This window comes from Pyrobaculum organotrophum (genome assembly GCF_055384425.1).
In genome coordinates, this window is sequence record NZ_AP042430.1 from 1,815,920 (window position 1) to 1,842,724 (window position 26,805).

Consider the following 26,805-nt stretch of genomic DNA (forward strand, 5'->3'; position numbering starts at 1 on the left):
GTGGGGTTTGTTGGCAAGCCGCTTCCCAGGTTTGAAGACGATGTGATTCTCAGGGGGAAGGCGCGGTATGTAGACGACATCGATCTTCCTGGCATGTTGTACGCAGGTTTTGTCAGATCGCCGTATGCGCATGCCAAGGTGTTGAAAGTGGATTTGTCGGACGCCGCTGGACACCCCGGCGTTGTGGCTGTTTTTGGCCCCGGCGATGGCTTCAACTTCGCCCCTGGGGGGAAGGTGAGGTACCAGGGGGAGGCAGTGGCGATGGTGGTGGCACGAGACCGCTATGTTCTCTACGACGCGTTGGAGAAGGCGGCAGTGGACTACGAGCCTCTGCCGGCTGTAGTTGATGTATATGAGGCGTTAAAGCCAGGCGCGCCGCTTGTAGACGAGAGCCTTGGATCTAACGTGGTGTATGAAAATGTATACATCGGCGGCGATGTTGAAAAGGCCTTCCGCGAGGCCGACGTGGTTGTGGAGGGGAGGTTCTCAATACAGCGCCTCGTGCCATCTGCCATGGAGACGCGGGGGGTCGTTGCTTCATACGACGGGGAGACCCTCACGGTGTGGAGCTCCACTCAAGTGCCTTTTGATATCAGGAAAGAGGTGGCCAAAGCCCTCGGCTTGCCTCTGGCGAAGGTCAGAGTGATACAGCCCCACGTCGGGGGGGCCTTTGGGTCTAAGCTCCTTGTGTATCCAGAGGAGCTGTGGGTGGCCAGGGCGGCCTACGTCCTCAGAGCGCCTGTGAAATGGGTGGCCACAAGGACCGAGGACTTTAGGGCTACTACACACGGCAGAGGGCTCACCCTTGAGTATAGAGCATGCGCAAAGAGAGACGGGAAGATATTGGCAGTGGAGGGGACGATATATGAAGATGCCGGGGCCTACTACTGGGGGGAGGGCCTCGCAGACACTGCCGCTAGAATGCTCCCAGGTCCCTACGACATACGGCACGGCAGGGTAAAGGTAATAGCTGTCTTGACGAATAAAACGCCGCTTAGCGCATATAGAGGGGCAGGGAGACCGGAGGCCACCCTCTTTATTGAGCGTATAATTGACCACATAGCGGATGAGCTGGGGATAGACAGGGTGGAGATCAGGAGGAGGAACCTAGTCCGGCAGCTCCCCTACACAAATGTCTTCGGGATTACGTACGACACAGGGGATTACCCGGCCACCTTCGAGAGGGGGCTGGAGAGGCTGGGCTACCACCAGCTTAGGAGGTGGGCTGAGGAGGAGGCGCGGAGGGGAAGAATCCTGGGAGTTGGGCTGTCGGTATATGTCGAAATTACCACCTTCGGCTACGAGACGGCAATCTTGAGGGCTGAGGAAGACGGTAGTTTTACGCTCTATACCGCGTTGACGCCGCACGGCCAAGGTCTCGCCACCGCCCTTGCCCAGGTGGTAGCCGACGAGCTTGAGGTGTCTCCGGAAGTTGTGAAGGTGTACTGGGGAGACACCGCGTACATAGGCGATGGGATCGGAACAATGGGCAGCCGCTCGATTACAGCGGGCGGCTCTGCTGCAATTTTAGCGGCTAGGAAGCTGAAGGCCGAGCTGGCCAAGGCAGCGGAGAAGCTACTGGGCTGCAAGCCTGAATATAGCGGGGGCAAGTTCCGCTGTGGCGACAAAGAGATCTCTATTGGCGATGTGGTTAAGGCCGTCTACAGAGGAGAGGCCGAGGCTCAACTGACCGTGGAGGCCATTTACCACGCGGAGCCCACCTTCCCCTTCGGCGTCCACGTCGCCGTAGTGGAGCTAGACCCCGAGACGGGGTTTGTAAAACCCCTCCTCTACAGGTCGTACGACGACGTCGGCGTTGTCGTCAACCCGCTCCTAGCCGCGGGGCAAGTAATGGGCGGAGCTCTCCAGGGCATCGCCCAGGCCCTATACGAGGAGGTTATCTACGACAGCGATGGAAACCTCGTCACGTCGAATTTGGCGTTCTACCACGTGCCCACAGCCGTCGAGGCGCCCCGTTTCGAGGTATACTTCGCCGAGGAGCCCCACCCCTCTAAACACCCCACGGGGACAAAAGGCATAGGAGAAGCCGCAACAATCGCCTCCACGCCGGCTGTGGTGGCGGCTGTAGAAGACGCTATGCGCAAGATCAAGCCTGGGGTTAGGATATCTAAGACCCCCGTGTCGCCCGAGGACGTCTGGAGGATGTTGAGGTGAGGTGCGTAGCAGTGTTGCTTGCAGCGGGCAGCTCCACGCGCTTCGGAGACGACAAGCTTCTTTATACATGGCGTGGGCGGCCTCTGGTGTGGTGGGCCGCCGAGTCGCTCAGAAGAGCAGGCCTTGAGATATACATCGTGGTAAACAGGAGGGAGGTCGCGAAGGCAGCCGGCGGCGTCGACGGCGTTGTATATAACCCCTGGTGGCGGTTTGGCCTATCTACGAGCGTGAAGTCGGCTCTGGCGGCGCTTTACGACAAGCCTTGCATCTTGTGGGCGCTCGGCGATATGCCCTGCGTGAGGCCGGAAACACACCTCAAAATTGCCAGAGAGTGTGACGTTGGCTTGGCCGTGCCTACGTATGGCGGCCGCAGGGGAAATCCTGTGGCGTCGTGTAGAGACGTCTACCCACTCGCAATGGGTCTTACCGGCGACGTGGGCCTCCGCGCTTTAATAAACGCCGTCCCGACGAAATATATCCCCGTGGACGACCCAGGGGTATTGATTGACGTGGACAGCCCAGGGGAGCTGGAGAGCCTTAGCTCTTGCCTAGAGCCCTCGCCACTTCTCTAGCCTTTTGTACAAGCTCTCTGAACTGGTCGAAGGTGAGCTGTTGTTTTGCGTCGCTCCACGCCCTATCGGGGTCGGGGTGCACCTCCACGATTAGGCCGTCTGCCCCAGCCGCTAATATGGCGAGGGCCAGCGGTATGACGTATCTCCTGTCTCCAGCCGGGTGGCTGGGGTCGCCTATCACAGGCAAGTGGGTGTGTTGTTTGGCGTAGGCTATCGCGCCTACGTCGAGCGTAAACCTAAGGGTTTTGTCGAAGGTTCTGATGCCCCTCTCCACTAGGATAATGCCGCCGTTGCCGTGGAGAGCCACGTACTCAGCCGCCAGTAGCCACTCCTCTATGGTGTTTCCAAAGCCTCTCTTGAGGAGCACCGGCTTGCCCGCCCGGCCGAGCTTCTTAAGAAGGGTGAAATTCTGCATGTTTCTAGCCCCCACCTGTATCGCATCTGCGTATTTAACCACTAGCGGCATGTCCTCCGGGTCCATAAGCTCCGTGACGGCGGGGAGGCCCGTCTCCTCCCTGGCCTTGGCCAGTAGCTTCAGCCCCTCCTCCCCTAGGCCTTGGAATGTGTAGGGGCTTGTCCTCGGCTTGAAGGCCCCTCCCCTCAACGCGTCTGCCCCAGCCTCTTTTACAAACCTCGCAGTCTTCATGATCTGGTCCTCGGTCTCCACCGAGCAGGGGCCGGCTATTATGAAGATCTTCCCCTCTCTAACCTCTCTACCGCCGATGTAGACAGGCGTGGGATCCCTCTTCCACTCCCTGGAGACCAGCTGACTGTCTGTCTTTAATTCTATGGCGGCTTTAACTGGCGTGTTCAACCCTTGAAGTCGGACATTTGGCGGCGTAACTACTATATAGTTCCCCCAAAGCTCTACATACCATGCAGGAACTCCCCTAGCCTCTATCTCTTCCTTTAGAGATTTCCCTTGTTGAGGCCCCTCGACTATATACAACATGGCAAGTCTATAGATCCAAGATATAAGCTTATCTCAATTTTGTGAGCATAGCCGCTAGAGCAGTTGCCACTGCCTCTTTTAATGCTTGTGGAGTTACAACTCCCTCTTTATAGTCTCTTTCTAACGCGCCAGCGTCTTCATAACGCCGTCCGCCCACCTCCAGCGGACCGCCGTAAGGTATGAGAAGATATGTGGCTATTTCAAACACGGGGTTGAACTTAGTCTCTCTGGGAGGGCAGTAGGCTGCCCAGATCTTCCTCCGCACCTCTTCTTCGGAGTCTGTAATAAATATGGCACTCTGAGGCTTCGACTTGCTCATCTTGTACATGGCGTACACCTCGTCTAGCTCTCTGTGGGTGCCCTCCATCCTGCCGGTGCCGGAGAGCGAGGTTATAATCGGCGTGTGTATAGCAACGGGCTTTTTAAAGCCGAGTTTCTCGGCGACGTCGCGCGCTAGCATGTGGGCCCGCCTCTGGTCCATACCCCCCACGGCCACGTCTACGCCCAAGTAGAATATGTCGGCCACTTGCATTATTGGGTAGAGGAGCTTCGAGAAGTCAAGCTCCACCTCCTCCATACGTCTCCCCATGACCGGGGCGGCCCTCCTCACCCGAGCCAGCGAGGTCTCTTTGGCGGTCTTCACCACCAGCTCCCAGTAACGGGGGTCCCTCGCAATCTCGTCTCCGTATACATACTTGAACTTGCCGATCTTGTCTAACACCGCCTTCACTTTTTCGCCATGGCTACGGAGCTCCTCCAGCGCCCCCTTGTCGTTTATCCAGGCATGCCATGTAGCAACTAGCACTACGACGTCAAACCCAGCCTCTCTCAGTTCCGCGAGTTTGTAAGCCCAGACGAGCCACCCCACGTGTATAGGCCACAGAGGCTCAAACCCGAGATATGCCAAACCGCCTCTTAGGCTGAGAAACTCCTCTTTTGTCACAACCTCTTCTACATTTCTCAACAGACGTTCCATATAGCAACTGCAAAAGCTATATTATATAAAATAATCCGCCGTCTCTGCCGTTTGTCTCTAGGCGACCGTTGCTGGTATTTGACGATTACGTCTAGGGGCTTTCTCCCCGCCCGTGCCTTTATCGACAGCCAGTCCCCATCGTGGGGTTATAGAGGACAACGACACACAGCTCCCTCCAGCGTTCCACAGAACAGAGTCCCCACGCCATAGCCCTTGCCAGGGTTGATGGACGACAGGGTATCCCCGCCAGAGCTGTCTTTGAACTGACCCGCTCAACCATATGAAATACATTTCTATTATCTTTCTTCACAGTTCTGCTATGGAAGATTATAGGTTGCCGACCATCCCTAAGGGCAAGACTTTTGGTTGTAAAGGTTTAAATAGGGCATTTTTTCTCTGTGTTATGTCACAGGGGTATTTACTATCGGGGTGGAAAGAGGGGTTTCAGAACTAGCTCAGTTAGCGTGTAAAGCCAGGAAATATCTCGTACTTATGGCGGGCTACGACCCAGGCATGCATCTAGGCTCTTCGCTTTCAGTCATCGAAATAGCTACAGCTCTCTACGGCACTGGAAGAGTAAAATTCAACGTCGCCAACGGCGCACACAATAGAAATTACTTTGTGTTGTCAAAAGGTCATGCCGTACATGCAATATACGCCCTTGCTGCCGCAATGGGATATCTCAGCATTGACGAACTTAGAGAGACCGGTAGCCTCGGCAGCCGTCTCCAAAACCACCCAGAGGTAGACACCCCCTTCGTAGATGTTCCAAACTCAGGCTCTCTTGGCCAAGGCATAAGCATGGCGGTGGGCCTTGCCCTAGGCCTTAGGCTGAGGGGAGAGCCCGGGCGGGTATATCTAGTCACAGGAGATGGAGAATTAGACGAGGGGCAGAGCTGGGAGTCTTTCGCCGTGGCGGCACACTACGGCTTAAACAACCTGGTGACAATCGTTGATTTAAACGGCGTCCAGCTTGATGGACACTGTGAAGAGGTGTTACGCAAGGGAGATCTAGCAGCTAGGTTTAGGTCTCTCGGCTTTGAAGTTTTTGAAATAAATGGACATGACATAGGTCAAATAGTGGAGGCGCTTGAAAAAGCTGAAAAAAGCACTAGGCCGCCTGTTATAATTGCAAAGACTATAAGAGGGAGGGGGGTGCCTCCGATAGAGGACACCGCAAAACAGAGACTTTCAAGAGACGACGCCCTCAAATACGCGGGGAATATATGCTAGACCTCGAGGGGCTGACGCCGAGAGAGGCGCTGGGCCGCGCGTTGGCAGATCTTGGAGATCTGAGAAAAGACGTAGTAGTTCTTGTGGCAGATACAGGAGAGACCACGCGGGCTAGGTTCTTTGCAGAGAGACACCCAGAGCGGTTTTTCAACGTGGGCATAGCCGAGCAGTCTCTAGTTGGGATTGCAGCAGGCCTTGCTCTGGCGGGTTTTATGCCATATGCCCTCACCTTCGCCGCCTTTATGACAAGAGCTTGGGAGCAAGCCCGCAACTCTGTAGATAGGTTAGCCTTGCCTGTGAGACTCGTGGGCACCCACGCCGGATTTGCTGACGCCTACGACGGCCCCTCTCACCAAGCGCTGGAAGACATCGCAATCTTCAGAGTCTTACCCAACTTCACAGTGTTGGTCCCAGCGGACTCTTGCGAAGTCTATAGGGCGGTCACCGCCTCAGCCACCGTAAAGGGCCCCGTATACATCAGAGTTGGGAGAGACTTCCACATACCCACCACTTGTGATATGTACGACAAGTTCGAGGTGGGAAGAGCCTACGTGGCTGTAGAGGGTAAAGACGTCGCCATATTTACTACTGGCGTTACTCTGCCCTTTGCAATAGAGGCAGCTCAGCTGTTGAGAGACAGAGGCATCTCTGCGGCAGTGGTACACTTCCCCACCGTGAAGCCCCTCGACTACGCCGCCGTTGAGAAATACGCGGCGGCCACCGGCGCTGTGTTGACGGTAGAGGAGCACATGGTACACGGCGGCTTCGGCTCAGCCGTCGCTGAACACCTCTCCCAAACCAGGCCCACGAAGATGGCAATTATGGGCCTTAAGTCGTATGGAAGAACTGCGAAGAGCCCCCAGGAGCTGTATCAATACTACGGCCTCACTCCCGAAAACATCGCAGCAAGAGCCGAGGAGCTCGTGCGGCTGAGATGAGGAGGTTTTTCTACAGACACAGCAGGGGGGTCACTGAGGTGGTAGTGGGGAGAGGTCTGCCATACGGCGAATACATAGAGCGGCCTGTAGTTCTGGCGGAGGAAGGGCTTAGGCTCCCCATACCCGGCGCTCCCACCCTCGTGCTGAGGGGTGGCGAGGAGGTCAAAAGCCTTGAGGTTTTGACCAAGGTCTACAGCTTTTTAAAGGAGGTGGGGGCAGATAGATCCACCACGCTTGTGGCCGTCGGCGGGGGGGCTCTACTGGATCTGGCAACCTTCGCCGCGGGGACCTACATGAGGGGTATCCGCCTCGTCCACATACCGACCACCCTCCTGGCTATGGTAGACGCGGCGCTGGGGGGCAAAGGCGCCGTCGACTGGGGCCCCGTCAAGAACCTAGTCGGCGTGTTCTACCAGCCAGCGGCTATACTCTGCGACCTCTCCTGGCTTGAGTCTCTGCCTGAGAGGGTCTACCGGTCGGCATTTGCAGAGGTAGTGAAGTACGGCTTGGCACTAGACGGGGATTTCTACAGCTGGGTGAGAGAGAACGCCAAGGCCCTCTTGGCCAGAGACTGGGGGGCTCTGGAGTACGCGGTGTACCGCTCCCTCCAGCTCAAAGCCGGAGTTGTGGAGGTTGACGAATTCGAGGAGAGGGGCATTAGGCAGGTATTAAACGTGGGCCACACGGTGGGCCACGCCATAGAGAGAGTGCTAGGGCTTCTACATGGGGAGGCAGTGGCCGTTGGGATAGTTGCAGAGCTCCGCCTCTCCAGCGAGCTGGGCTACCTCCGGGAGAGCCACGTGGCCGAGGCGGCCGAGGTCCTCAGCTCCCTCGGCTTGCCCACAAGCGTGAAGGCGACTGAGCAACAGCTGGCAGAGGCGGCAGCCCTCGTCAAATTCGACAAGAAGAGGCGCGGCGGCCACATCTACATCCCCCTGGTCGTTAGGCCGGGGAGGTGGATTCTGGAGAAGATAGCGGTGGAAGAGGTGGAGAAGGCTGTTAGATATGTTCTGCGTCAAGGCGGGTAGGCTGGAGGGGAAATTCGCCGCTCCGCCCTCCAAGCCCTACTCCCAGAGACTCCTCCTCGCCTCTGCCCTGGCCGATGGCGAAACGGTCATCAGGGGGGTGGAGTGGAGCGACGACTTCACCGCCATGTTTAGAGCCGTCCAACCCTTGGCTAGGCTATACTGCGAAGGCGGCGTGGTCAAGGCCTCCAGGAGAGAGCCGGACTTCTACAGGTCTTTTAACGTCATGGAGAGCGGCTTCACGCTACGTACGGCGGTGGCAGTATACGCAGGCGTGCCCGGGATAACCGCTGTATACTACGGAGGCACCTTAAAGGGGCGGCCGATAGACGAGCTCGTGGAAGCTCTAAGGCGGTTGACCGCGGTGGAGAAAACGGCAGGCGCCATCGTCGTAGAGGGGAGGCGCTTGGAGGAGTTTGACATCGAAATCCGCGCAGACATATCCTCGCAGTACATCTCGGGACTTATGTACCTCGCCGCTCACGTGGGGAGAGGCATCGTGCGGCCTGTAGGCGAGAGGAAGTCTTGGAGCTTCGTGGAAGCCACCGCCGAGGTCTTGAAGAAGTTCGGCGCCCGCGTGGAGCTGGGGGAGACAATAGAGGTGGAGGGCCCGCTGAGGAGCCCCAGGGCTGTCGACGTCCCCAGCGACTTCAGCCTAGCAGCTTTTCTCGTGGTGGCCGGCATCGCCACGGGAGGTCACATCGAGCTTCTGGGGACGCTCGCCGAAGTAGACAAGTGGGCAATCGACGTGTTTAGGCAAATGGGCGCTGATATAACCATAGACAACGGCATCGTGAGAGTCGGCGGCGTCTTCACAAGAGGCGTAGACGTAGACCTCGGAAGAAACCCAGACCTCGTCATGCCGGTGGCTCTGGCAGCCGCCATGGTTGAAGAGGAGAGCGCCATCAGGGGGGTGGACCACCTCCGGTATAAAGAAAGCGACAGAGTTGCCACAGTCCTCGACGTACTGAGACGCCTCGGCGTAGAAGTGCGCTACGACAAAGGCGCTATATACATAAGGGGGCCTCCCACCAAGCGGGAAGTCGCCTTCCAGACACACGGAGACCACAGAATAGGCCTCATGGCCCTAGCCGCGGCGAAGATAGTGGGCGGATGCGTAGACGACCTCACGCCCGTAGCCAAGTCCTGGCCCTCATCAATCCTCTACTTCAAAGGATAAAAACTACATATCGCCTACAGATGTGAAAGTATTAGTCACAGGCGGAGCTGGCTTTATCGGTAGCCACCTGGTGGATCGGCTGGTGGAAGAGGGCTATGAGGTCGTCGTAGTGGACAACCTCTCCTCCGGCAGGAGAGAGAATGTAAATCCACAGGCGCGACTCCACATAGCAGACCTCAAAGACCCAGATTGGGCCGTTGGCGTTTCTGCAGACATCGTTTTCCACTTTGCGGGTAATCCAGAGGTTAGGGCGGAGCCTCGTGTCCATTTTGAGGAGAATGTAGTGGCGACTTTTAACGTGTTGGAGTGGGCTCGTCTCTCTGGCGTTAGGACGGTCGTGTTTGCCTCGTCTTCGACTGTCTACGGCGATGCTAGGGTTCTGCCGACTCCGGAGGATTACCCGCTGGAGCCGGTTTCGGTCTACGGCGCGGCTAAGGCGGCTGGCGAGGTGATGTGTGCCACGTATGCCAGGCTTTACGGCGTTAGGTGCCTGGCGCTGAGGTACGCCAACGTGGTGGGGCCGAGGATGAGACACGGGGCGCTTTACGACTTCGTCATGAAACTGAGGAAGAGGCCAGAGGAGCTGGAGGTTCTGGGAGACGGCACACAGAGGAAAAGCTACCTACACGTCGAAGAGGCTGTGGAGGCAACGCTAAGAGCATGGAGAAAATTCGAAGAGACGGGAGAGCCGTACCTAGCGCTAAACGTGGGGAATGTAGACTCTTTAACTATGTTGGATGTTGCTAAGATAGTTACTGAGACAATGGGCGTGGCGCCAGTTATAAAAGTGGGTAGAGAGCCTTCTGACTGTATGAACTCGTTTCTCTCTATAGAGAAAATATCAAAACTCGCCGGGTGGAGACCGAGACTCTCCAGCGCAGAGAGCGTTAGAAAAGCGGTAAAGGAGCTATTGAAAGAGTTGGCTTAGCTTTTTAATGCGCCCCCCTTCGCGATACCGACCCTCTCCGGGGGCTACGGGCCCGCCTCCGCTGACGCCTTTGGGGCTGCGGGGGCGTGGGGGACCGGCCGTGCCCGTGTGTACGGGCTCGGCGTAACGGCCGGTTGCCGGGGCCGGTTGGTTCATAAGTGAAGAAACTCGAGTTAGAAGTGTGATTGCCGAAAAAACGGGTTGTTTCTGGAGTAGCCCCCAGTACCTCCTCTCGGCCCGGTGTATGGGTATGTTGTCTCTGTTGTCTGAGAAGCCGCAGGCGAGGCACTGCACCCGCCCACCCCCGCTTCTCTCATCTTTGCTCCACAACGGGGACACACTGTGCTGTAGCGTTCCCCTCCTACAACTCTCGGTACGTGTCGTCCCCATCGTGTCAATTACGACGGCGGCTTGACGTTCTCTGGCCAGCTTTATGATCTCGCGGGCGGCGCAACTAGAGATGGCTATATACGTGACGCCCGCCGTGTTGGCCACGGCAGCGGTGGCGCTGAGCGGTGTCGCCGCAAGGTGGCGTTGGGAGGCCTGGCCATGACCTTCGCAGTCGAGCCGTCGCTAGCAACTTGCCGACCTCGCCGGCGTCATACGCCGCCGTTGCCACCCCAAGTCTTGTTCAATTGACAATACCCATCGTGGCGTTAGCGGCGACACCGTGAGAACCGCCGTAGAACAAACCCGTTTTTAACCCACATCCCCACCTGGTAGACCCCGCCCCGACGTCTGCGATCCCCACTTCCCCCGCTCCCTACGCTGACCAACGCCACACCTGTCTTACGGCGCCGCCGTGAGGCAGGTGTGTGAGAGTAGAAAGAAGCGTCTCTTAGCTAATTTTTCTCTCCCGCGCCGTATGCGCCCATGGGCCAAGTCTATAGAACGCTGAAGGTGGAAATTCCCTGGTAGTTGGTCGAAGAACGTCCAGACGTCTTAAACCACGCCACAACCAAAGATAAATAAATAAACTTAGTTTCATGTATGGGGTTAGACACCGCTGTAACTATAGTTCTGCTTGCCGGTGTTATTATCTATACATGGCTGAGACGTAAAAACGCTAAATGCCGATCTTAACAACTCTCCTGCCTATATGTGATGCATTTGGCGTCTCTGCCAGAAGCTTGGGCAGATCCGAAAAGCTATGTACGCTATATATTGGCTTTACAGAGCCGGAGGCAAGAAGTTTTAACGCCTCTTCTAAGTCTTTTCTACTCCCCTGAATTACTGGCAGTATCTCCACCTCCTTTAGTATTAGAAGGCCCAGTAGGAGAGGCGTCGGTTGCGGGTCGACGTTTCCTATCAAAGCTATGCGGGCACCCCAGTTGAGGGACCTCACAGTCTGCTCCAGGGTGGGCCCTCCGACAGCCTCTATGGCGCCATCTGCGCCGCCAAGTTTCTTGACCTCCTCTGAGAAGGCCTTCTCTGTGATTACATAATCGGCGTATTTGCCCACCGCTTCTGCCTTGCCGTGGCTCGTCACAGCTATGACCTTCGCCCCGTAGGCCTTGGCTATTTGAACTGCATGTATCCCCACGCCGCCGCCCGCTCCAGTCACTAATATGCGCATGCCGGGCGCCACGCCAATTTTCTTAACTCCCCTCACAATAGTCGAAAGAACACATGCGGCAAAAGAGGCAGCCTCAAAGGAGACTCCTGGCGGAATTTTCACAAGAGATTTACGATCGACTGATATATACTCGGCGAAGGCCCCTGGCAGATCTTCGCCATATATCTTCCTATTTTTACATAAATACTCTCTACCCGACCTGCAGTATTCACATTCACCACAGTATTCAAACATCATACCTGCCACTGCGTCGCCTGGTTTAAACTCTACAACCCCCTCCCCCACTTCTTCAACAACGCCGGCGAACTCATGCCCCGGCACCGTCGGCAGTTTAACTCGTTGAAAGCCTTGCCAAGCTAGGTAATCTCTAAAACACACGCCAGCTGCCGCCACTTTAACAACTACTCTGCCAGGCGCCGCCCTGGGTTTCTCTATATCAGAAAGAACTAGAGGCTCCTTAAATCTATTGAGAATATACGCCTTCATTAAGATATATTTTTTAGATCTTTATATTTATTCCTCTGCCTCTACCGCTCTCACGCCGATGCCTAACAACCGTCTAAAAACTCTATCTATGAGTCTGACGTAGGCCCCCCTCTGTCCTATAAAGGCCCCAAATTCGCTTTTTCTAACTTGCACCATGAGCTCAGGCCCTGCGAAGTCGGCATCTACTATATGTTTCGAAATCCAACCGACGGGGTGGACAGCTCTTACCCACTGTTTAAAGTCGAGCGACATCTCTAACACCCTGAGACGAACCCCCGTCTCTCCCTCAATAGTTTTAATCCTTTCGCCGCCCCTCCCCACGACTCTCCCCAACTGCCCCTCTTTAACTATTATTAAGGCGTCTGGAACATTCTCGCTCTTTATACCCAGAGAGTCTTTGTCTGTCCTAAACTCAACTGCTGTAATAATATCTGCGTCTGGGGCAAAAATCCTAGCCGTCTCGTAGATATATTTCTCAGTCTCAGAAAGCTGTCTCTTTCTCATCCTAAGCTCAAGAGCCAATCTAATACCCCTTCTAGCCCCCGGCCTTACGATATCTTTAATACCTAGGTCAACAACCTCCGCCTTCTCCTCCCCAAGAAGCGCCTCTCTTAAAAGAGTGGCGCCGTCTTTTTCCACATCAACTGGTTTTTGAAATATTGGGTCTCCCGCCACAATTAGCCTACCCCCCCTCCCAAGTCTTATGAGTATTTCCGCGGCGCTCTCGGGCCGGACGTTTTGCGCATCGTCTAAAAATATTACACTGTCGTCAAACGTCCTGCCTCTTAAATAGGAGACGTCTGTCACTATAATCTTCTCCTCTTTCAAAAGTTTTTCTATATACTCCCTATCGGCGTAGGGGCCTAAGATATCCCCTAGATACACCGCGGCTATCTTATAGTACATCTCTCCCAACCTCTCTGGCGTCAACACCTCGCCTGTGGCGACATCTACAATAGGCCTCGCAATTATAAACCTCTTCGCCTTGCCGTTTTCCACAGCCCAAATACCATAGGCAATACTAAGCAGAGATTTTCCAGTCCCAGTAGGCCCAAACAAACCAACAAGCTCATTCTCTGGGTCTTTTAACACGTTGACAGCCCTCTCCTGGCCGACAGTCATAGGCTTAAGCTTGTCAAACATAGCCTAGAAGTAGAAAAACCCTTATAAACCTTCCACGCATTTTTAAACACATCTAAAACAATACACCATGGAGAAGCCAACTATCGCAGTAGCGGCACTTGTCGTAAGAGATAGAAAAGTGTTGTTAATAAAGAGGAGGTATCCACCCAGCGCCGGCAAGTGGAGTCTGCCAGGGGGGCACGTGGAGCTGGGCGAGAGACTTGAAGACGCCGTCCTCCGAGAGCTAAAGGAGGAGACAGGTCTAGACGGCACAGTGAGGAGTTTCCTAAGGCCTGTGGAATATATCGAATGGGAGGGGGGACGTGTTAAATATCACTTCGTCATCTTAGTATATCTAGTGGAGGTAGCTGGCAACGCGCAACCGAAGGCCTCAGACGACGCAGAAGACGCCGCCTTCGTGCCCATAGAAAAGGCACTGGAGATGGATCTCACAAAAACTACGAGAGAGGTTATCGAGAGCCTACCGTCTCATCTCTAGGATCCTCCTATAGGCCTCCTCCACAGCTCTGCCCAGCTGGGCCTCAGCGGGGTAGAGCTCGACCAGCGCCTTTATCGTCGTGCCGCCGGGAGTGGCCACATACTGCGCCAGCTTCTCCAAGGTAAACCTCTCGTCGAGGTGGGGAAGAGAGGCCATGAGAGATAAGACGACCTCCCTGGAGAGATCCCAGGGGATGCCGATGTTTACGCCTGCTCTCACGAGGGCAAGCGCGAGCTCGGCCACGATAGCCGGCCCCGAGCCCAACAACACAGTGAGGGGGTCTATGAGACGCTCCTCGACCCAGAAGGTGGGCGCTATATGTGACAACACGGCATTTACCTCCTCGTCGTAGGGGCCTGCCACAGCGATAGCCGTAAGACCAACGTTAGTCATAGCTCTGTAGGGCCTAGACGAGAGCTTTCTTAAAACGTCTACCGTAGCGCCTGCTACAAAAGAGACAAGAGGCTTATCGGCGTAGAAATCTAACTCTGGCAGATTGGCAGGCTTTACGGCAAGAATAAGTAAATCGCTACTCTCTACCACAGACTTATTATCTGTATACACCTCTAGACCAAGCGCTTGAAGTCTCTGCCTAGACCTCTCTGTTTTTACAGACGCGAGGACTCTAACCCCATTGCCACGTAGGCGGAGTGCAATTTGACTACCTAATTTACCAGCGCCAATAACCCCGACTGTTAAATGGGGGACGCATAGAGAGAAGATAACATTTATTTAAATACTTAATTGACGTAGTATGTAGCCCCCTTCGCGGCGCCCGGCCCTCTCCGGGGGCTGGGGCCCGCGACGCCTTTTGGGTGGCCGCGGGCGAGGGGGCCCGGGTCATTGGGGGCTGGCTGTGCCCCCTGGTCGCCGGGCCCCAGACTGGGGATGTGGCTCATGAGTACGAAATAGTTACGAACTTAAAAGTGTGATGGGCGAAAAAGCGGGTTGTTTCTGGAGGATCTCCCAGTACCTCTTTTTGGCCCATATCAGCGGTACGTTGTCTCGGTTGTCGTTGAAGCCGCAAATGGGGCATTGTATCCGTCTGTTATTCAGCTCTTTCATCTTCGCACCACATCTGGGACAAATCGTGCTGTATAACCTCTCCTCTAGATACGACAAACCATACCATTGCGCGAGCGCTTGCAAACGTCTCCTCAGTTGGCCCAACCCGTCGAGATAATGCTTTTTCACGCCGCTACTGATCCCCTCTTTCAACTCCCGATAGCTTTCGTCTTCTATTGTGTCTACCACGACAGCGGCGTTGTTCTCTCTGGCCAACTTAATTATGCTTACAACGTCCTTAACGACGCCTCTTATCTTCCTAAACTGCTTCGATGAAGGTGGCGCGCCCTCTCCTCAAGCCGTCTCCTTCTGGCGGGGTCCGCCTCCCTCGCGGCTCGTTCGTCAAGGCGGCTTATCTCCTCGTGGAGCCTCTCCAACTCCCTTATCACACCCTCGTCGGGTAGTCTCAGCGTCTGTCTCAGTTTTCCGTCCACGATGAGCCCCACCATGATGCCGTGGTCGAGACGATTCACGTCAACGGCGACAATGGCCTTGGGCTTTACCGGCGCCACCTCGCGGGCAAAGACAAGAGCAATGTAAAGTCTACCGTAGGTCGGCTCCTTTCCCCTCCGCTTCTCTATGCTGAGAAATGCTAACTTGAGTTTGGCCCCTTCTTTAATTCTCTTTCTTATCCACTCGACAGTCTGCCTCTTTAGGCAGACGGTGAACGTATTTTGCAATCTCCGCACTTTGAGGACGCCGCTCCTTAGGTCGATGAAGATGGCTTTGCCTTTGTCTCTCTCATTCTTAACTCTCAGTTGGGCATCAAGAGGAACCGCCTTGTGAAATACTACATCACGCCAAAACACCTTTGCTTGTTTTACAAAGTACTTCTTGAGATTGTACTTGGAAAACACCTCTTCGATTATCCGGTGCGCTAACTCCCGCTTGTCTGGCGTGAAGAGTCTGTCCAACTCCTCCGGCGCAAGTCTGGGCTCCTCTTGCCCCGTGACCTCTTTCAACAGTCTTTTGATATACTCCTCCGCCGCCAAGTGCATCCTCACGGCGAGGTTTAGGACGTCCGGTCTCTCTTCTACCAACTGCCAGGGGATTTCTATCTTTAGCGTTTTTGTATGCGTACATGGCCTTGTATGTGGAGTGGCTGAAATCTCTGATGGCTATAAAAGACACACGGGGGCAGGCCGAGAGTTTCAGCCAGGCAAACCACGTCCTCGTGTCATCAGCCCCGACGTTGTGGAACGACCCCATTTCTTTTCTCTCCGTCTCTCACTTCACCTGCCTTTCGACACCGCTGAAAGTCAGGTGTGTTGTATCTCTTCGCCGACGGGCTCGGCGGCGTGACTTTGCACTCCGCCCGCCGTCCTCGGCAAATATCAGTAGGACGGCGAAAAGCAGACACAGACTAAATAACCCCTTTTTCCTCCCCTAGTATGTACTTTGCAGTAATAGGCACACACGTGAGGGGGAAGTCGGCGAGCCCCGCCATGCACAACGCCTCTTTCAAAACCCTAGGGATCAACGCAGTGTATATAGCCCTCGACGTGCCTAGAGAGGAGCTACCCTGCTTTCTGCAACTCGCCAGGCTAAACCTAAGAGGTTTCAACGTCACTATCCCCCACAAGGAGGAGGTGGTGAAGTATCTCGACAGCGTTGCGGCAGACGCCAGAGCCATAGGCGCTGTGAACACGGTGTTGGTAGAGAGGGACCTCCTAGTCGGCTACAATACAGACGCCTCGGCCCTCTACCAGCTGGCAGGCTCTCACATGAAGGGAGCAGACGTGTTGATAGTGGGCGCTGGAGGCGCCGCGAGAGCCGCCCTCTTCGCCGCGATAAAGGCCGAGGCTAGGGCCGTCTACATCACCAACAGGACTTACGAGAGGGCCGAAGCCCTCGCCAGGGAGTTCGCCGAGAAGTTCAAGAGGGAGGTAAAAGCCGTGAGGAGCCCCGTCAAGGCGGACGTGGTCATAAACGCGACTCCCGTCTACGACGCCGTGGTGGCAGACCTCAGCGGCGCTTCTCTCTACGTGGACTTCGCCTACATACCAACCCCCAGGACAAAGATGGTGGAGGAGGCCCAGAGGCTCGGGATAAAGGTGATAGACGGGGTAGATCTGTTGGTGGAGCAGGGGGCTCAAGCCGAGAAGATCTGGCTCGGAGTAGAGCCGGACAGAACAGTTATGAAGAGGGCCGTCCTCGAGTTCCTAGGAATATGAACACCTTTGGAAGAGAGTTCCGGATAACCACCTTCGGCGAATCCCACGGCAAGGCCATAGGCGTGGTGATAGACGGCGTGCCGGCTGGGCTGGAGCTGACGGAGGAAGACATCAAGAGGGAGCTAGAGAGGAGGATGTTCTGTCACATACCAGTCCTCAACCCGAGGTGCGAACCGGAGGAGGTGGAGATACTATCCGGCGTGAAGGAGGGCTACACCCAGGGCACCCCCATAGCCGTCGTGATATGGAACAGACGCGTCATCTCCAGCTACTACGAGGAGCTCTGGATGAAGCCTAGGCCAGGCCACGCCGACTTCGCCTACTACCTCAAATACGGCAGACACTACGACCACAGGGGAGGAGGCAGAGCCTCCGGTAGAACAACTGCGGCGGTGGTGGCGGCGGGGGCAGTGGCCAAGAAGATACTCGCCCTAGCCGGCGCCGAGGTAGCCGGCCACATAGTCGAGCTAGGCGGCGTCGAGATAAACGCCAGCTACACCTACGAAGACGTCAAAAAAAGCTGGGAAAGGCCCCTCCCCGTGGTAGACCAACAAGCCCTAGACAAGATGTTGGAAAAAATCCAAGAGGCGGCGGCAAGAGGAGACAGCATAGGTGGCGGGGTGGAGGTCTGGGCCGTGGGGGTGCCGCCCGGCCTGGGGGAGCCCCACTTCGGCAAGATAAAAGCCGACATAGCCGCCGCCGCCTTCTCCATACCAGGCGCCATAGCGCTCGACTGGGGTATGGGCAGAGCACTGGCAAAGATGTGGGGAAGCGAGGCCAACGACCCGATAACAGTCGCCAACGGCAGACCAACCCTCGCCACAAACAAAATCGGCGGCGTCCTCGGCGGAATAACTGTGGGAACCCCCATATACTTCAGAGTCTGGTTCAAGCCCACCCCCTCCGTCAGAAAGCCGCAGCAGACGGTAGATCTAGCCAAGATGGAGCCGACGACGATAGAGTTCAAGGGGAGATACGACGTGTCCATAGTCCCCAAAGCCCTCGTAGCGCTAGAGGCCATCACGGCGGTAGCACTCGCCGACCACCTACTCAGGGCAGGGCTCATAAGAAGAGACAAGCCCCTAAGCTAAACTAGTGACACAATACGAAACCGAGAAGAAACAAGGGAAAAGCTTATAAACTCTTTTTTTCACTACATGCGGGTAGTAAACACTACGTATAGAGTCGATGTAATAAAACTGATGGTCTGTTGCGGACTTCTTTGTGGGGGTGGTAGAACATAAGGTATGTATGTTCTAAGATGAACTCCAAACTTTTTTCCTCCTTCAGATATACGGTTCACGTGCCTTCTTTCTACATACAGAGGTTGGTAATGCCAGACATACTTAGGGAGGGTATTTCATTTGTATACCATCCATACTCTCAGTCGCTGATTGAGACAAGGCTAGAGGAGGCGAGAATTATAAAGTTGGCCGAAATGGGATTTACGCCTGAGGAAATCTCAAGAGTTGTAGGAGAAGACGTCGGCGTAGTAAACAAAACTCTTTCAGAATTGGAAAACATAATTGAGCCATTAGAGCCACGAGAGATCATAGATTATACAAAACCGAAAGCTCTGTGGCTTCTCACAACGCCACAGTGTAACCTACGGTGTAGCTACTGCTACACATCGTCAGGCAAGCCCTTCGGAGGTGCAAAAAACCTCGCAACAGAGGGGGTAGTCAAAGTAGTTGAGAAAATTCTAGATACACCCTATAAAACCTCGCAGGCCTACCGCCCATGCCACCCTCACGCATATTGACCATCGCGTCTCTCACCAGCGCGGTATAGGCCACGGCTCTCCCAAACGCGGAATAGGCCCCAAAGATGGACACATCCCCCCTATCAAGCTATAGTCCTTACCCAAAAATTCTACGAACTTCACCACGTAGCCGCCCACGGCCACAGACTTTACATCGCTACCCTCAGAGACGCCAGAGAACTTTATCCTGTTTTTCTCATGAGACTTGAGCTGCGCCAACACGAACTCGCCCCTTTCATTTAGACCTGCACGTCTCGTGTCAACGGCAACAAGCTCGACGCCTCCCAACTCTCTCTTCAGCTGGGGATACTGGTCGGCTTTGAAGATAGGCGCGGGAACCCTGTAGTCAAAGGCGCTGTGGGCGGCGAGCTGAAGCCAGCCCTTGAACCACCGGTTGCCCAGGACCTCGTTTACGTCGACGAAGGCTGAGGCCAGCCCCACCAGCCTGCTGGCGAAGACCTCCTTGGAGTACGTGTCGAAGCGCTCCGTCGATGAGACAGCCGGCGTAGGGGCCGTAACCCCACGCGGTTGAGTTCAGCTCAGACACCAGCCCCTCCATCTCAGGAACATCCCCCAGGTGGAGCTGGCCAGACGCCGCCGGGGACAAGCCTAGCCCTGCTACTCACGGCGCCCCCCACCAGCTCCCCAGCTCCTCCACGGGAACCTCGCCAGACGCCACCCTCACGTACATATCCCACCCCAACAGGCCCCCTGCACATCGGCGGCCGCCAGCGCCGCCGTAGCCCTCCGCCGCCTCGGACGCCCTATCTAACAGGCGCCGCCGCTCCCGCCCGTACAGACCTCGCCGCGGCCTCCCACCTTACAGCTCCGCCTACTCCTAAGCCGGGGCGCCCCCAGGCACCTCTCCAGAGGCCATAGCCCCCACCGCGTCGAAGTCCGACGGCGCATTCGCCTCAGCTACGGCCCAGTCTCACTTTACGAAACGTCTCCGTATAGAAGGTGCCGCCCACATCGCCGGCGCAGATAGGCCACAGGCTGGCGTAGTCGCTCTCCGCCAGCTCCCGCTTCCAAAGACGTATTACATGCGGCGTGGGGTCGGCCAGCGGCCAGTCCAGAAGCGCCCGCCAGAGGGCCTCATCCCTCACCCTTATCGGCCAGATAACCCCGGGGGCGCAGTCGGATATGTTGTACCCCACGCCGTATTTTTCATAAGTCCTCCGGGAGGCCTCCTCGAGATCCCGGCTACAGGCGATGAGATACGACGCCCCCAGAGGCGCCCGCACATCCTCAATCTCCCACCACCCCGGCGTCAGCTCCACCCTCCCCACAACGCCGTATGTGGAGAGGGGGTCCTCCACCGCGGGTTTAAACTCGCCGACGTAGGTCCTAAGCTCCTCGTCGAGATAAACCCACCTCCCATCCGGTAGCACGCCCAGCACATAATGCCAGGCAGGCCTCCCGCCCACCTTCAAATAGCCCCCAGCCTCCCTAACCACCTCAAGAGAGAGGCGGCCCACCCCCCGTCTGTAGCTACGGAAAACCTCTGTAAAGTCGCGGAAATAGGTCTTCCTCCTCAGCCCATCCCACCCCTTCTCCACAGGCACAGGCAGGGGGCGGGGCCTCCCCACCCCGTCCCACACCTCCACCCCCCTAAAGGTCTCTTTATCCACGAGGACGGCGGTGAAGTAGAGGTCAACAGGCCACGAGCAGGTAGCCACAAAACGCCTATCGTCCAGAGCCCCCACTATGCCGCACGCAAGCGGAAAATACATATGACCTCCACAGGTAGCCGCCGTAGTTTCAAAATACCCGTCATACCTAATTTCAATATGCCTCACGTAGAAGTTCACCTCCCTCCCAGACATCTCTCCCATACCGAGCTCACCTCTCTGTCATTTAAATCTACAAGGCGTTCAAACAGCACAGCTTTGACTCTGTACTCAGGCCCCTCCCCCTCGTACACAGCCAGCAGAGGGGCTACCTCGTGGCGCTTGTCTAGAAGGCGGGCCCACTCCACAAGCCCGCTCTTCGCCTGTGGGTAGGCCAGGACTTCGTTATCCACAGGCCCGCTGCCAAGGGCGTTGCCGCCCGCAGTAGCGCCGCGCAAGGCGTCCACTCTAAACGCGGCAAGAGCCACGCCATACGGAGTAAAAGACCCACCGGCGAGGATGCCGGCCCTCTCCAGATTAGTCAACTTCTCCCGATACGTGCCCACGGCGGCGGCTGCCGTGTTCTCCACCTCCGCGAATATTATCTTCCACCCGCCCCACTGCGCCAAGGCCAGGCCGTCGGGGGCCTCGGAGAGGTCGACGCCAAAGGCCGAGAACACCTCTCCAGCCGCCGCCGGGTCCAAAAGCCGCCGGAGGTCCTCGGCAATGAAGAGGTCAGGAAGGACGTAGCCAGAGACAGCCCCCGCAGCCCTAGCCCACTTGCTGGAAGACAGGGCGTATACCACGGACTTAACGGCGGAGGCCAAGCCGCCGACGTCGTCAAGCCACTTGCCACCCCTCACAATCCACCTGCCAAAAAAGCCAGCGATTTTCCCCACAGGCATGGCCGCGAGAGCCGCGTCCCCCAGCAGAGAGTAGTCGTAGGGGTCGGCCACCTCGTCGAAGGCCCTCCAAAAAGCCGAGTTGCACCAAGACACCGCGTCCACCAGCCTCCTCACCTCCGGCGGGAGGAAAACCGCGTGGAGCGGCCGCAACAAAACAGACTGGTTCCCAGCCACGAAACGCGGCCTGTCAAAAGAAACAGAAAAGTTCCCCAGCGTATATGTGCCAGCCGGGGCGTAGAGGAAGAGAGAGACCTCAGACACCTCCTCCCCACCACGAAACACAGCCGGCGCAAAAACAACCGCGTCTAGAGGAGGCACCGTGAGGTTAAAGCGGAGCTCCCCCCTGACGCCGCCTTTAGAAAACCTCAACACAGCCACATACGTCACGTTGACACAAGAGGGGTTCCCCACCACAAAAAGCCCCGTCCCGCTAGACTGCACCTCGAAAAACACCGGCACAGACACCACAGACCCGTTAGACAAGACGAAGCGGACAAAGCCGTCCCCCCGGTCGATCCTCCTAACCGAGACCCCCTCCAAAAGCGCGTTCACCTCCCCCACCTCAAGCCCCACAGCCGCCGCCCAGCCCAGACGCGCCAATACGCCAGAACACAGACGCGCATACGGCGAAAAGAAAACCGCATAGGAGTCAGCCCTCGAGTCGCCAAGAGATCTCAAGTCAAGCCGCAACACGGCGCCCGGAAACTCCCCCACCGGCCCACCCCCAGACGACCCCCCGTAGTGGGTAAAGAAGAGAGACCCATTTACATAAACCTTGTGGCCAAAGCCCCCCTGGTGCCACAAAACCTCCACAACCCACCTACCCCCCACGTAGGTAACCCTCAAAATCTCATCCTCATACAGCGTACCCACGTTCTTCACAGGAGGAGGCTCCCCAGAGTCACACCAAGAACAGTCCTCCCAAAACAAGGCAAAGTCGAGAACAGACCCGTTAACCCGCTGAAACCTCCACTCAGCCCCCACAGAAGCCCTCACCAAAACCTCCGAATACCCCAAATCCCACCAACGCTGAAGATCAAAAACCTTCAAGAAATACACACCACGGTAGTCACCAGTATCATTAGATACAAGAACAAGACCATTAGTCTCCACATTACCCAACACAACCACACCCAACAAAGCCAACACCAACAATAAAACCCGCATACCAGACAGAAAAAACGGCAATAAACATTACCTGACAAACAACAAGCCAAAAACCCAACAAGTCAGAAGAGGTAAGCTCTAGAGTTAAGGCGCAGTACCCGAGAAGGAGCAGACAAGAAGAAGGCCAGAAGAGGCAACCCCCACGCCGCCGCCAGGCCCTTTCGCCCGCCGCCCCGCACGCTCGGGCGATTGGGAGGGGCCGGCTCCCCCCTCGGGAGAACCCTCGGGGGTTACACCGCCCCCCCATCAACCCCGTCTTCTACGGGAGCCCTCGCGCCCCAGGGGTTGCCCCCCAGGGCGACGGCCGCCTCGTCTCGGGGAGGGCTTCCCGCTTAGATGCTTTCAGCGGTTATCCCCCACGGCGTGGCTGCCCGGCAGTGCCCTGCCGGACAACCGGTACACTAGAGGCCGCGGCGCCCCGTTCCTCTCGTACTGAGGGCACCTTCCCCTCAGGCGGCCAACGCCCCCGACAGGTAGAGACCGACCTGTCTCGCGACGGTCTGAACCCATCTCACGTTCCCCTTTAATGGGCGGGCTTGGGGGGCGGGCTGGAGGGGGCTAGAGAAGAAAGAGGGGAGAACTTCACCGGGTGGAGAGGCTTGACAACTCTGGCAAACAACACGGCGTCCCCCTAACCACCAACTTGAAGAACCTCCCCCCATAGCTCTTAACGCTAAACTTAACGCCAAACGACGAAAGCACCACAGCAGCGGCGTTTACAACTCTCCAATCCGAATTCCCCAACTCCACCACGGGATAGAGACGCCTCTTCCTCCTGTCAAAGTAGAGAGTGCCGTCGCTATCAAACAACCCACGCACAAACGGCACCGTCGGAGATACTAGAAGCCGCTCAATGGCGCCTCTGACAGATTCGTAAAACTCCCTACTGTTCACCCTAACCCTGTAATAGTTCCCATACGACCTCACATGGGGATTTAAACCGCAACTCTTCAACATATCAACCAGAATCGCCACGTACTCCACATCCCTATCATAGATCTCAACCACATACTCCCTAGCCTTCTTGTTGTGGTACAGCGTCCCATCACCCTTAACCACGCCAGCTAGATACTCCAAATCACAGCCCATGGAGAAAAATAAACGGGTATAAAAAACCCCCTCCTGCACCCGCCTAGCCCCACCCTTGGCGGCTGCTGCACCGCCAGGATGGGAAGAGACGACGTCTGGGTACCAAACCGCGGGGTCGATGGGGACTCTCACCCGCGACGAGCCGGTTATTCCTGGGGTAACTTTTCTGTCATGCCCGGCCCCCACTGGTGGGGGCACGAGCGTTCTCTAGGCCACGGTTTCCCGCCTGGGCCCCTTGTGTTCAAGGGCCCAGTCAGCCCGGCTTTTGCCCTTGCACTCTACGGCGGATTTCTGACCCGCCTGAGCCGAGCTTTGGGCACCCCCGATATCTTTTCAGGGGTGTGCCGCCCCAGCCGAACAGCCCGCCTGCCGCTGTCCCCGCCTTCCGGCGGGTAAGCGGAGGGGCGGAGAGTGGGTGGTGTTCCAGGACCGCATCCACGGAGCCCGGAGACCCCGTTTCATCGCTCCCACCTACGCTCTGCACCCTCCGCCCCCCCGCAACGACAGGCTGCTGTGAAGCTCCACAGGGACTTCTCGCCCCGTCGGGGGTCCCAGGACTGTGCACCTGGAGGTGGGTTCGCCGGGCCCCGGGCCGGGACAGTGGGGACCTCGTTGATCCATTCATGCACGCCGGAACTTACCCGGCAAGGCATTTGGCTACCTTAAGAGGGTCAGAGTTACCCCCGGCCTTCAGCGGCGCTTCGCCCGGTTGTACCCGGGGTTCACGTACCGCCAGTGGCCAGGATTCAGCCCCCGTACACACCCTCTCCCGGGGCGGAAGGGAGCCAACTTGTTCGGCCTAGAGGTCAAGATAATGGCACACCACCTGTAATTTTTGGGGGTGGCGTATTTTAACTACCCGATACAGCTTTTGGTTCTCTTCCTTACCAGATACGACGATTTCAGTGTATCTACCTCCTTTCCTAGTGATCTTAACGTATCTTATCGATAGTGCAGTGAGCGCATCTTCAATTCGTCTAGCCATGTCACTCTTTACGACAATTCTGGTTCTAAAAGGCTGATTTCTGTATTTCTTCACATTCCCCTCGGCATCTATTGCAGCCGCTAATAGTACCTCGGGGGCAAGGCTGGAGTTCAAGATTCTATCGACAGACTCCTTGCCGTATATTCTAAGCCTAAAGGCTCTGTCTCTTCGCGAAGCGTAGACTCCGCAACTCACGCCGTATTTTCTTAGTTCGTTGCATATTTCCTCGAGGAATTCCTTAGACATATCGGCGATTACGATTTCGTAGTTTTTGCCGACTCTGTAATCAACATAGCCATCAAAAGCGCTGAGAGCTTTGACATACTGGAATATATCCACTATACAATTGCCACCCCCGTATTTTTAAGCTTGGCTCCCTTACCGCCCTTACGGGCTCGCGGGGACCTATGTTTTTGTTAAACAGTCAGGTCCCCCTTGTCACTGCGACCTGCGGCCCCAGGGGTGTACCCTAAGGCCGCAGGCACCCCTTCTCCCGAAGTTACGGGGCCAATTTGCCGAGTTCCCTGGCCCGGGGTCACCCGAGCCGCCTTGGGCTTCTCACCCAGGAGCACCTGCGTCGGTTCTCGGTACGGGCGCGGGGGCTCGTTCCCCGTCCCCTTTTCACGGGCCCCAGGAGTCGGGCGGACCGGGGAAACCCCCGGCTATTCCCGCCTTCGGCCGGTTCTCGCCATTACGGCACTCCCCGGCCTTCGACGGTTAAGCGGGACGGCAGTCCCGCCCGCCCTATCCCGAGGCGTCGGGGACGGGGCCTGCGTTACCGCAGAACCTACCCCCGCGGCACGGGAATATTAACCCGTTTCCCTTTCGGCGGGTGCCTATTAGGCCCCGCCTTAGGACCGGCTAACTCCTGGCCTATTGAAGTTGCCAGGAAACCCTGGTCCTTTCCGGCGGAGGGGCTTCTCACCCCTCTTCGCTGCTACTACCGCCGGGATCTTCGTCGGCCGCGGGTCCACCGGACCTCACGGCCCGGCTTCTGCCCCACGGCCGCGCCCCCCTACCGCACTCCGGCCAACGGCCGGAGGCCCGGGGTCTCGGCGGCGGGCTTAGTCCCTGTACATCTTCGGGGCCCCCCGCCTCGGCGGGTCCGCTGTTACGCGTTGCTTAGCCGATGGCTGCTGTTAGGCCCACGGCCCCGCTGTCTTGGGCGGGGGACGCCCTTTGAGATTGACACTAAGCCCGCACTTGGGGGCCTTAACCCCGGTCTCGGTTGTTCCCGTCTCGGAGCGGAGGCTTACCCCACCGCCCCCGCCTCCCCCCTTCTACGGCGCCGGCAGGTTCGGAGTTTGACCGGGGGCCGGAGCCTTTCGGCTCCCGCACCCCCGATCAGTGCTCTACCCCGCCGGCCGCCTCCGGGGAGGCCTGGCTGCGACCAGCTTCGGGGGGAACCAGCTATCACCGGGCTTGATTGGTCTTTTGCCCCTAGCCCCAGGTCATGGGAACGATTTGCACGTCAGAACCCCTTCGGGCCTCCACGGGGCTTTCGCCCCGCTTCACCCTGCCCAGGGCTAGATCGCCCGGTTTCTGGTCTCACGGCCGTGACTACGGGCCCTTTCAGACCCCGCCCCTCGCGGGGTTTCCCCCGCTGCGGGCTGTCGGTTTCCCTACGCCTCCGGGGTTGAACCCCTTAGGCTCGCCACGGCCGTGAACTCCCCGGCCCGTGTTTCTAGACGTAAGGGCGGACCCTGGACCCCTCCCCTCGTACTCCCCCGTTACCGGGGTTTCCTTCGGGGAGGGGCATCCTTTCGGGCCCGCCCCACTGTAGCCGCCCGGTTTCAGGCTCTTTTCACCCCCCTTCCGGGGTTCTTTTCAGCTTTCCCTCACGGTACTAGTGCGCTATCGGACTCGGGACGTGTTTAGCCTTGCCGGCCAGTGGCCGGCGCATTCCCACGGCAAAACTAAGCCGTGGTACTCCGGGATCCTGGGACTCCGCCACGGGCGGTTTCGCCTACGGGGCTATCACCCTCTACGGCGGGGCTTTCCAGCCCACTTCGGCTACCGCCCGCCGGCGGTTGCCCAGGCCCAAGCCCCACATCTCCCCACGGTTTTCCCGTGGGGATTTGGTTTGGGCTCTCCCCCTTTCGGTCGCCCCTACTCAGGGGATCCCTTTTGGCTTCTCTTCCTGCGGGTACTAAGATGTTTCCGTTCCCCGCGTTCCCGCCCCTTACGGGGCGCCGGGGCCTATTCGGCCCCGGCAGGAAGCCCCATTCGGGGATCCCGGGTTCTAAGCCTGCCTGCGGCTCCCCCGGGCTTATCGCAGCTTGCCACGCCCTTCTTCGGCGCCCGAGCCGAGCCATCCACCGGGCGGCTTTGCCGTGCGGAGCGGCGGATTGCGGGGCCAAGGAGAAGCCCTTTGGACTACCCACCC

At 57.2% G+C, this 26,805-nt stretch carries 19 protein-coding genes, 1 rRNA gene and 1 pseudogene; 11 read left to right on the top strand and 10 right to left on the bottom strand.

What is annotated here, in order from left to right:
* Both cutA and ACZ49R_RS11105 read left to right on the top strand, forming a co-directional pair.
* Positions 1 to 2,175 (top strand): glyceraldehyde dehydrogenase subunit alpha, encoded by a 2,175-nt coding sequence (gene cutA, locus ACZ49R_RS11100; protein ID WP_464733146.1) that lies wholly within the window; start codon positions 1 to 3, stop codon positions 2,173 to 2,175.
* Positions 2,172 to 2,747 carry a nucleotidyltransferase family protein gene (locus tag ACZ49R_RS11105; RefSeq protein WP_464733147.1) on the top strand — a complete coding sequence of 192 codons (576 nt, stop codon included), beginning with the start codon at positions 2,172 to 2,174 and terminating at the stop codon, positions 2,745 to 2,747. The genes cutA and ACZ49R_RS11105 overlap by 4 nt, the downstream gene beginning before the upstream one ends.
* On the opposite strand, the gene aroF is transcribed toward ACZ49R_RS11105, so the two are convergent.
* Both aroF and ACZ49R_RS11115 read right to left on the bottom strand, forming a co-directional pair.
* The gene (aroF, locus tag ACZ49R_RS11110; protein WP_464733148.1) at positions 2,713 to 3,699 is read right to left on the bottom strand and encodes a 3-deoxy-7-phosphoheptulonate synthase; all 987 of its coding nucleotides are present in this window, start codon (positions 3,697 to 3,699) and stop codon (positions 2,713 to 2,715) included. The two genes, ACZ49R_RS11105 and aroF, sit on opposite strands and share 35 nt — an antisense overlap.
* A gap of 28 nt (positions 3,700 to 3,727) precedes the next feature.
* Positions 3,728 to 4,675, bottom strand: coding sequence for a tyrosine--tRNA ligase (locus ACZ49R_RS11115; RefSeq protein ID WP_464733149.1), 948 nt, complete (start codon positions 4,673 to 4,675; stop codon positions 3,728 to 3,730).
* Positions 4,676 to 5,104: 429 nt separating this feature from the next.
* Between ACZ49R_RS11115 and ACZ49R_RS11120 the strand changes: the two genes are divergently transcribed.
* The 5 genes from ACZ49R_RS11120 to ACZ49R_RS11140 are packed head-to-tail and all read left to right on the top strand — an operon-like array spanning position 5,105 to position 9,979.
* A complete protein-coding gene (locus ACZ49R_RS11120; protein WP_464733150.1) occupies positions 5,105 to 5,908 on the top strand; it encodes a transketolase in 804 nt (267 codons plus the stop codon).
* Positions 5,902 to 6,846, top strand: coding sequence for a transketolase family protein (locus ACZ49R_RS11125; RefSeq protein WP_011763499.1), 945 nt, complete (start codon positions 5,902 to 5,904; stop codon positions 6,844 to 6,846). Before ACZ49R_RS11120 ends, ACZ49R_RS11125 begins: the two co-directional genes overlap by 7 nt.
* On the top strand, positions 6,843 to 7,874 hold the full coding sequence (locus ACZ49R_RS11130) for a 3-dehydroquinate synthase (RefSeq protein ID WP_464733151.1): 1,032 nt from the start codon (positions 6,843 to 6,845) through the stop codon (positions 7,872 to 7,874). Before ACZ49R_RS11125 ends, ACZ49R_RS11130 begins: the two co-directional genes overlap by 4 nt.
* A complete protein-coding gene (locus tag ACZ49R_RS11135) occupies positions 7,852 to 9,051 on the top strand; it encodes a 3-phosphoshikimate 1-carboxyvinyltransferase (RefSeq protein ID WP_464733152.1) in 1,200 nt (399 codons plus the stop codon). Before ACZ49R_RS11130 ends, ACZ49R_RS11135 begins: the two co-directional genes overlap by 23 nt.
* A gap of 22 nt (positions 9,052 to 9,073) precedes the next feature.
* A complete protein-coding gene (locus ACZ49R_RS11140; RefSeq protein ID WP_464733153.1) occupies positions 9,074 to 9,979 on the top strand; it encodes an NAD-dependent epimerase/dehydratase family protein in 906 nt (301 codons plus the stop codon).
* A 1,066-nt stretch (positions 9,980 to 11,045) separates the two neighbouring features.
* Here ACZ49R_RS11140 and ACZ49R_RS11145 read toward each other — a convergent pair.
* Positions 11,046 to 12,041, bottom strand: a complete 996-nt coding sequence (locus ACZ49R_RS11145) for an alcohol dehydrogenase catalytic domain-containing protein (protein ID WP_464733154.1) — start codon at positions 12,039 to 12,041, stop codon at positions 11,046 to 11,048.
* Positions 12,042 to 12,068: 27 nt separating this feature from the next.
* Positions 12,069 to 13,184: a PhoH family protein gene (locus tag ACZ49R_RS11150; RefSeq protein WP_011763494.1), complete on the bottom strand. Its 1,116-nt coding sequence runs from the start codon at positions 13,182 to 13,184 to the stop codon at positions 12,069 to 12,071.
* Between the two features lie 67 nt (positions 13,185 to 13,251).
* Here ACZ49R_RS11150 and ACZ49R_RS11155 point away from each other — a divergent pair, with 67 nt between their 5' ends.
* Positions 13,252 to 13,662 (top strand): NUDIX hydrolase, encoded by a 411-nt coding sequence (locus tag ACZ49R_RS11155; RefSeq protein WP_011763493.1) that lies wholly within the window; start codon positions 13,252 to 13,254, stop codon positions 13,660 to 13,662.
* Here the strand turns inward: ACZ49R_RS11155 and ACZ49R_RS11160 are convergent.
* A complete protein-coding gene (locus ACZ49R_RS11160) occupies positions 13,645 to 14,346 on the bottom strand; it encodes a pyrroline-5-carboxylate reductase family protein (protein ID WP_464734134.1) in 702 nt (233 codons plus the stop codon). The genes ACZ49R_RS11155 and ACZ49R_RS11160 overlap by 18 nt on opposite strands.
* 228 nt (positions 14,347 to 14,574) lie before the next feature.
* Positions 14,575 to 15,810: pseudogene (locus ACZ49R_RS11165) on the bottom strand (zinc ribbon domain-containing protein).
* A 308-nt stretch (positions 15,811 to 16,118) separates the two neighbouring features.
* Here ACZ49R_RS11165 and aroE point away from each other — a divergent pair.
* From aroE to ACZ49R_RS11180, 3 genes are all read left to right on the top strand, one after another.
* A complete protein-coding gene (gene aroE / locus ACZ49R_RS11170) occupies positions 16,119 to 16,901 on the top strand; it encodes a shikimate dehydrogenase (RefSeq protein WP_464733155.1) in 783 nt (260 codons plus the stop codon).
* Positions 16,898 to 17,992, top strand: a complete 1,095-nt coding sequence (aroC, locus tag ACZ49R_RS11175) for a chorismate synthase (protein WP_464733156.1) — start codon at positions 16,898 to 16,900, stop codon at positions 17,990 to 17,992. Before aroE ends, aroC begins: the two co-directional genes overlap by 4 nt.
* A 212-nt stretch (positions 17,993 to 18,204) precedes the next feature.
* The gene (locus tag ACZ49R_RS11180; RefSeq protein WP_464733157.1) at positions 18,205 to 18,663 is read left to right on the top strand and encodes a hypothetical protein; all 459 of its coding nucleotides are present in this window, start codon (positions 18,205 to 18,207) and stop codon (positions 18,661 to 18,663) included.
* 12 nt (positions 18,664 to 18,675) lie between these two features.
* On the opposite strand, the gene ACZ49R_RS11185 is transcribed toward ACZ49R_RS11180, so the two are convergent.
* The 4 genes from ACZ49R_RS11185 to ACZ49R_RS11200 all read right to left on the bottom strand — a co-directional run bounded on the left by ACZ49R_RS11185 (position 18,676) and on the right by ACZ49R_RS11200 (position 26,762).
* The gene (locus tag ACZ49R_RS11185; RefSeq protein ID WP_464733158.1) at positions 18,676 to 19,104 is read right to left on the bottom strand and encodes a hypothetical protein; all 429 of its coding nucleotides are present in this window, start codon (positions 19,102 to 19,104) and stop codon (positions 18,676 to 18,678) included.
* A 473-nt stretch (positions 19,105 to 19,577) separates the two neighbouring features.
* Positions 19,578 to 20,498, bottom strand: a complete 921-nt coding sequence (locus ACZ49R_RS11190; RefSeq protein WP_464733159.1) for a hypothetical protein — start codon at positions 20,496 to 20,498, stop codon at positions 19,578 to 19,580.
* Positions 20,471 to 22,345, bottom strand: coding sequence for a hypothetical protein (locus ACZ49R_RS11195; protein ID WP_464733160.1), 1,875 nt, complete (start codon positions 22,343 to 22,345; stop codon positions 20,471 to 20,473). The genes ACZ49R_RS11190 and ACZ49R_RS11195 overlap by 28 nt, the downstream gene beginning before the upstream one ends.
* A 169-nt stretch (positions 22,346 to 22,514) precedes the next feature.
* Positions 22,515 to 26,762, bottom strand: a 23S ribosomal RNA gene (locus tag ACZ49R_RS11200).
* Between the last annotated feature and the right edge of the window lie 43 nt (positions 26,763 to 26,805).

Coding starts and splice junctions, on each gene's coding strand:
- aroF (WP_464733148.1), bottom strand. CDS start 3,699: ATGTTGTATATAGTCGAGGGGCCTCAACAAGGGAAATCTCTAAAGGAA.
- ACZ49R_RS11115 (WP_464733149.1), bottom strand. CDS start 4,675: ATGGAACGTCTGTTGAGAAATGTAGAAGAGGTTGTGACAAAAGAGGAG.
- ACZ49R_RS11125 (WP_011763499.1), top strand. CDS start 5,902: ATGCTAGACCTCGAGGGGCTGACGCCGAGAGAGGCGCTGGGCCGCGCG.
- ACZ49R_RS11130 (WP_464733151.1), top strand. CDS start 6,843: ATGAGGAGGTTTTTCTACAGACACAGCAGGGGGGTCACTGAGGTGGTA.
- ACZ49R_RS11135 (WP_464733152.1), top strand. CDS start 7,852: ATGTTCTGCGTCAAGGCGGGTAGGCTGGAGGGGAAATTCGCCGCTCCG.
- ACZ49R_RS11145 (WP_464733154.1), bottom strand. CDS start 12,041: ATGAAGGCGTATATTCTCAATAGATTTAAGGAGCCTCTAGTTCTTTCT.
- ACZ49R_RS11150 (WP_011763494.1), bottom strand. CDS start 13,184: ATGTTTGACAAGCTTAAGCCTATGACTGTCGGCCAGGAGAGGGCTGTC.
- ACZ49R_RS11155 (WP_011763493.1), top strand. CDS start 13,252: ATGGAGAAGCCAACTATCGCAGTAGCGGCACTTGTCGTAAGAGATAGA.
- aroE (WP_464733155.1), top strand. CDS start 16,119: ATGTACTTTGCAGTAATAGGCACACACGTGAGGGGGAAGTCGGCGAGC.
- aroC (WP_464733156.1), top strand. CDS start 16,898: ATGAACACCTTTGGAAGAGAGTTCCGGATAACCACCTTCGGCGAATCC.
- ACZ49R_RS11190 (WP_464733159.1), bottom strand. CDS start 20,498: ATGGGAGAGATGTCTGGGAGGGAGGTGAACTTCTACGTGAGGCATATT.
- ACZ49R_RS11195 (WP_464733160.1), bottom strand. CDS start 22,345: ATGCGGGTTTTATTGTTGGTGTTGGCTTTGTTGGGTGTGGTTGTGTTG.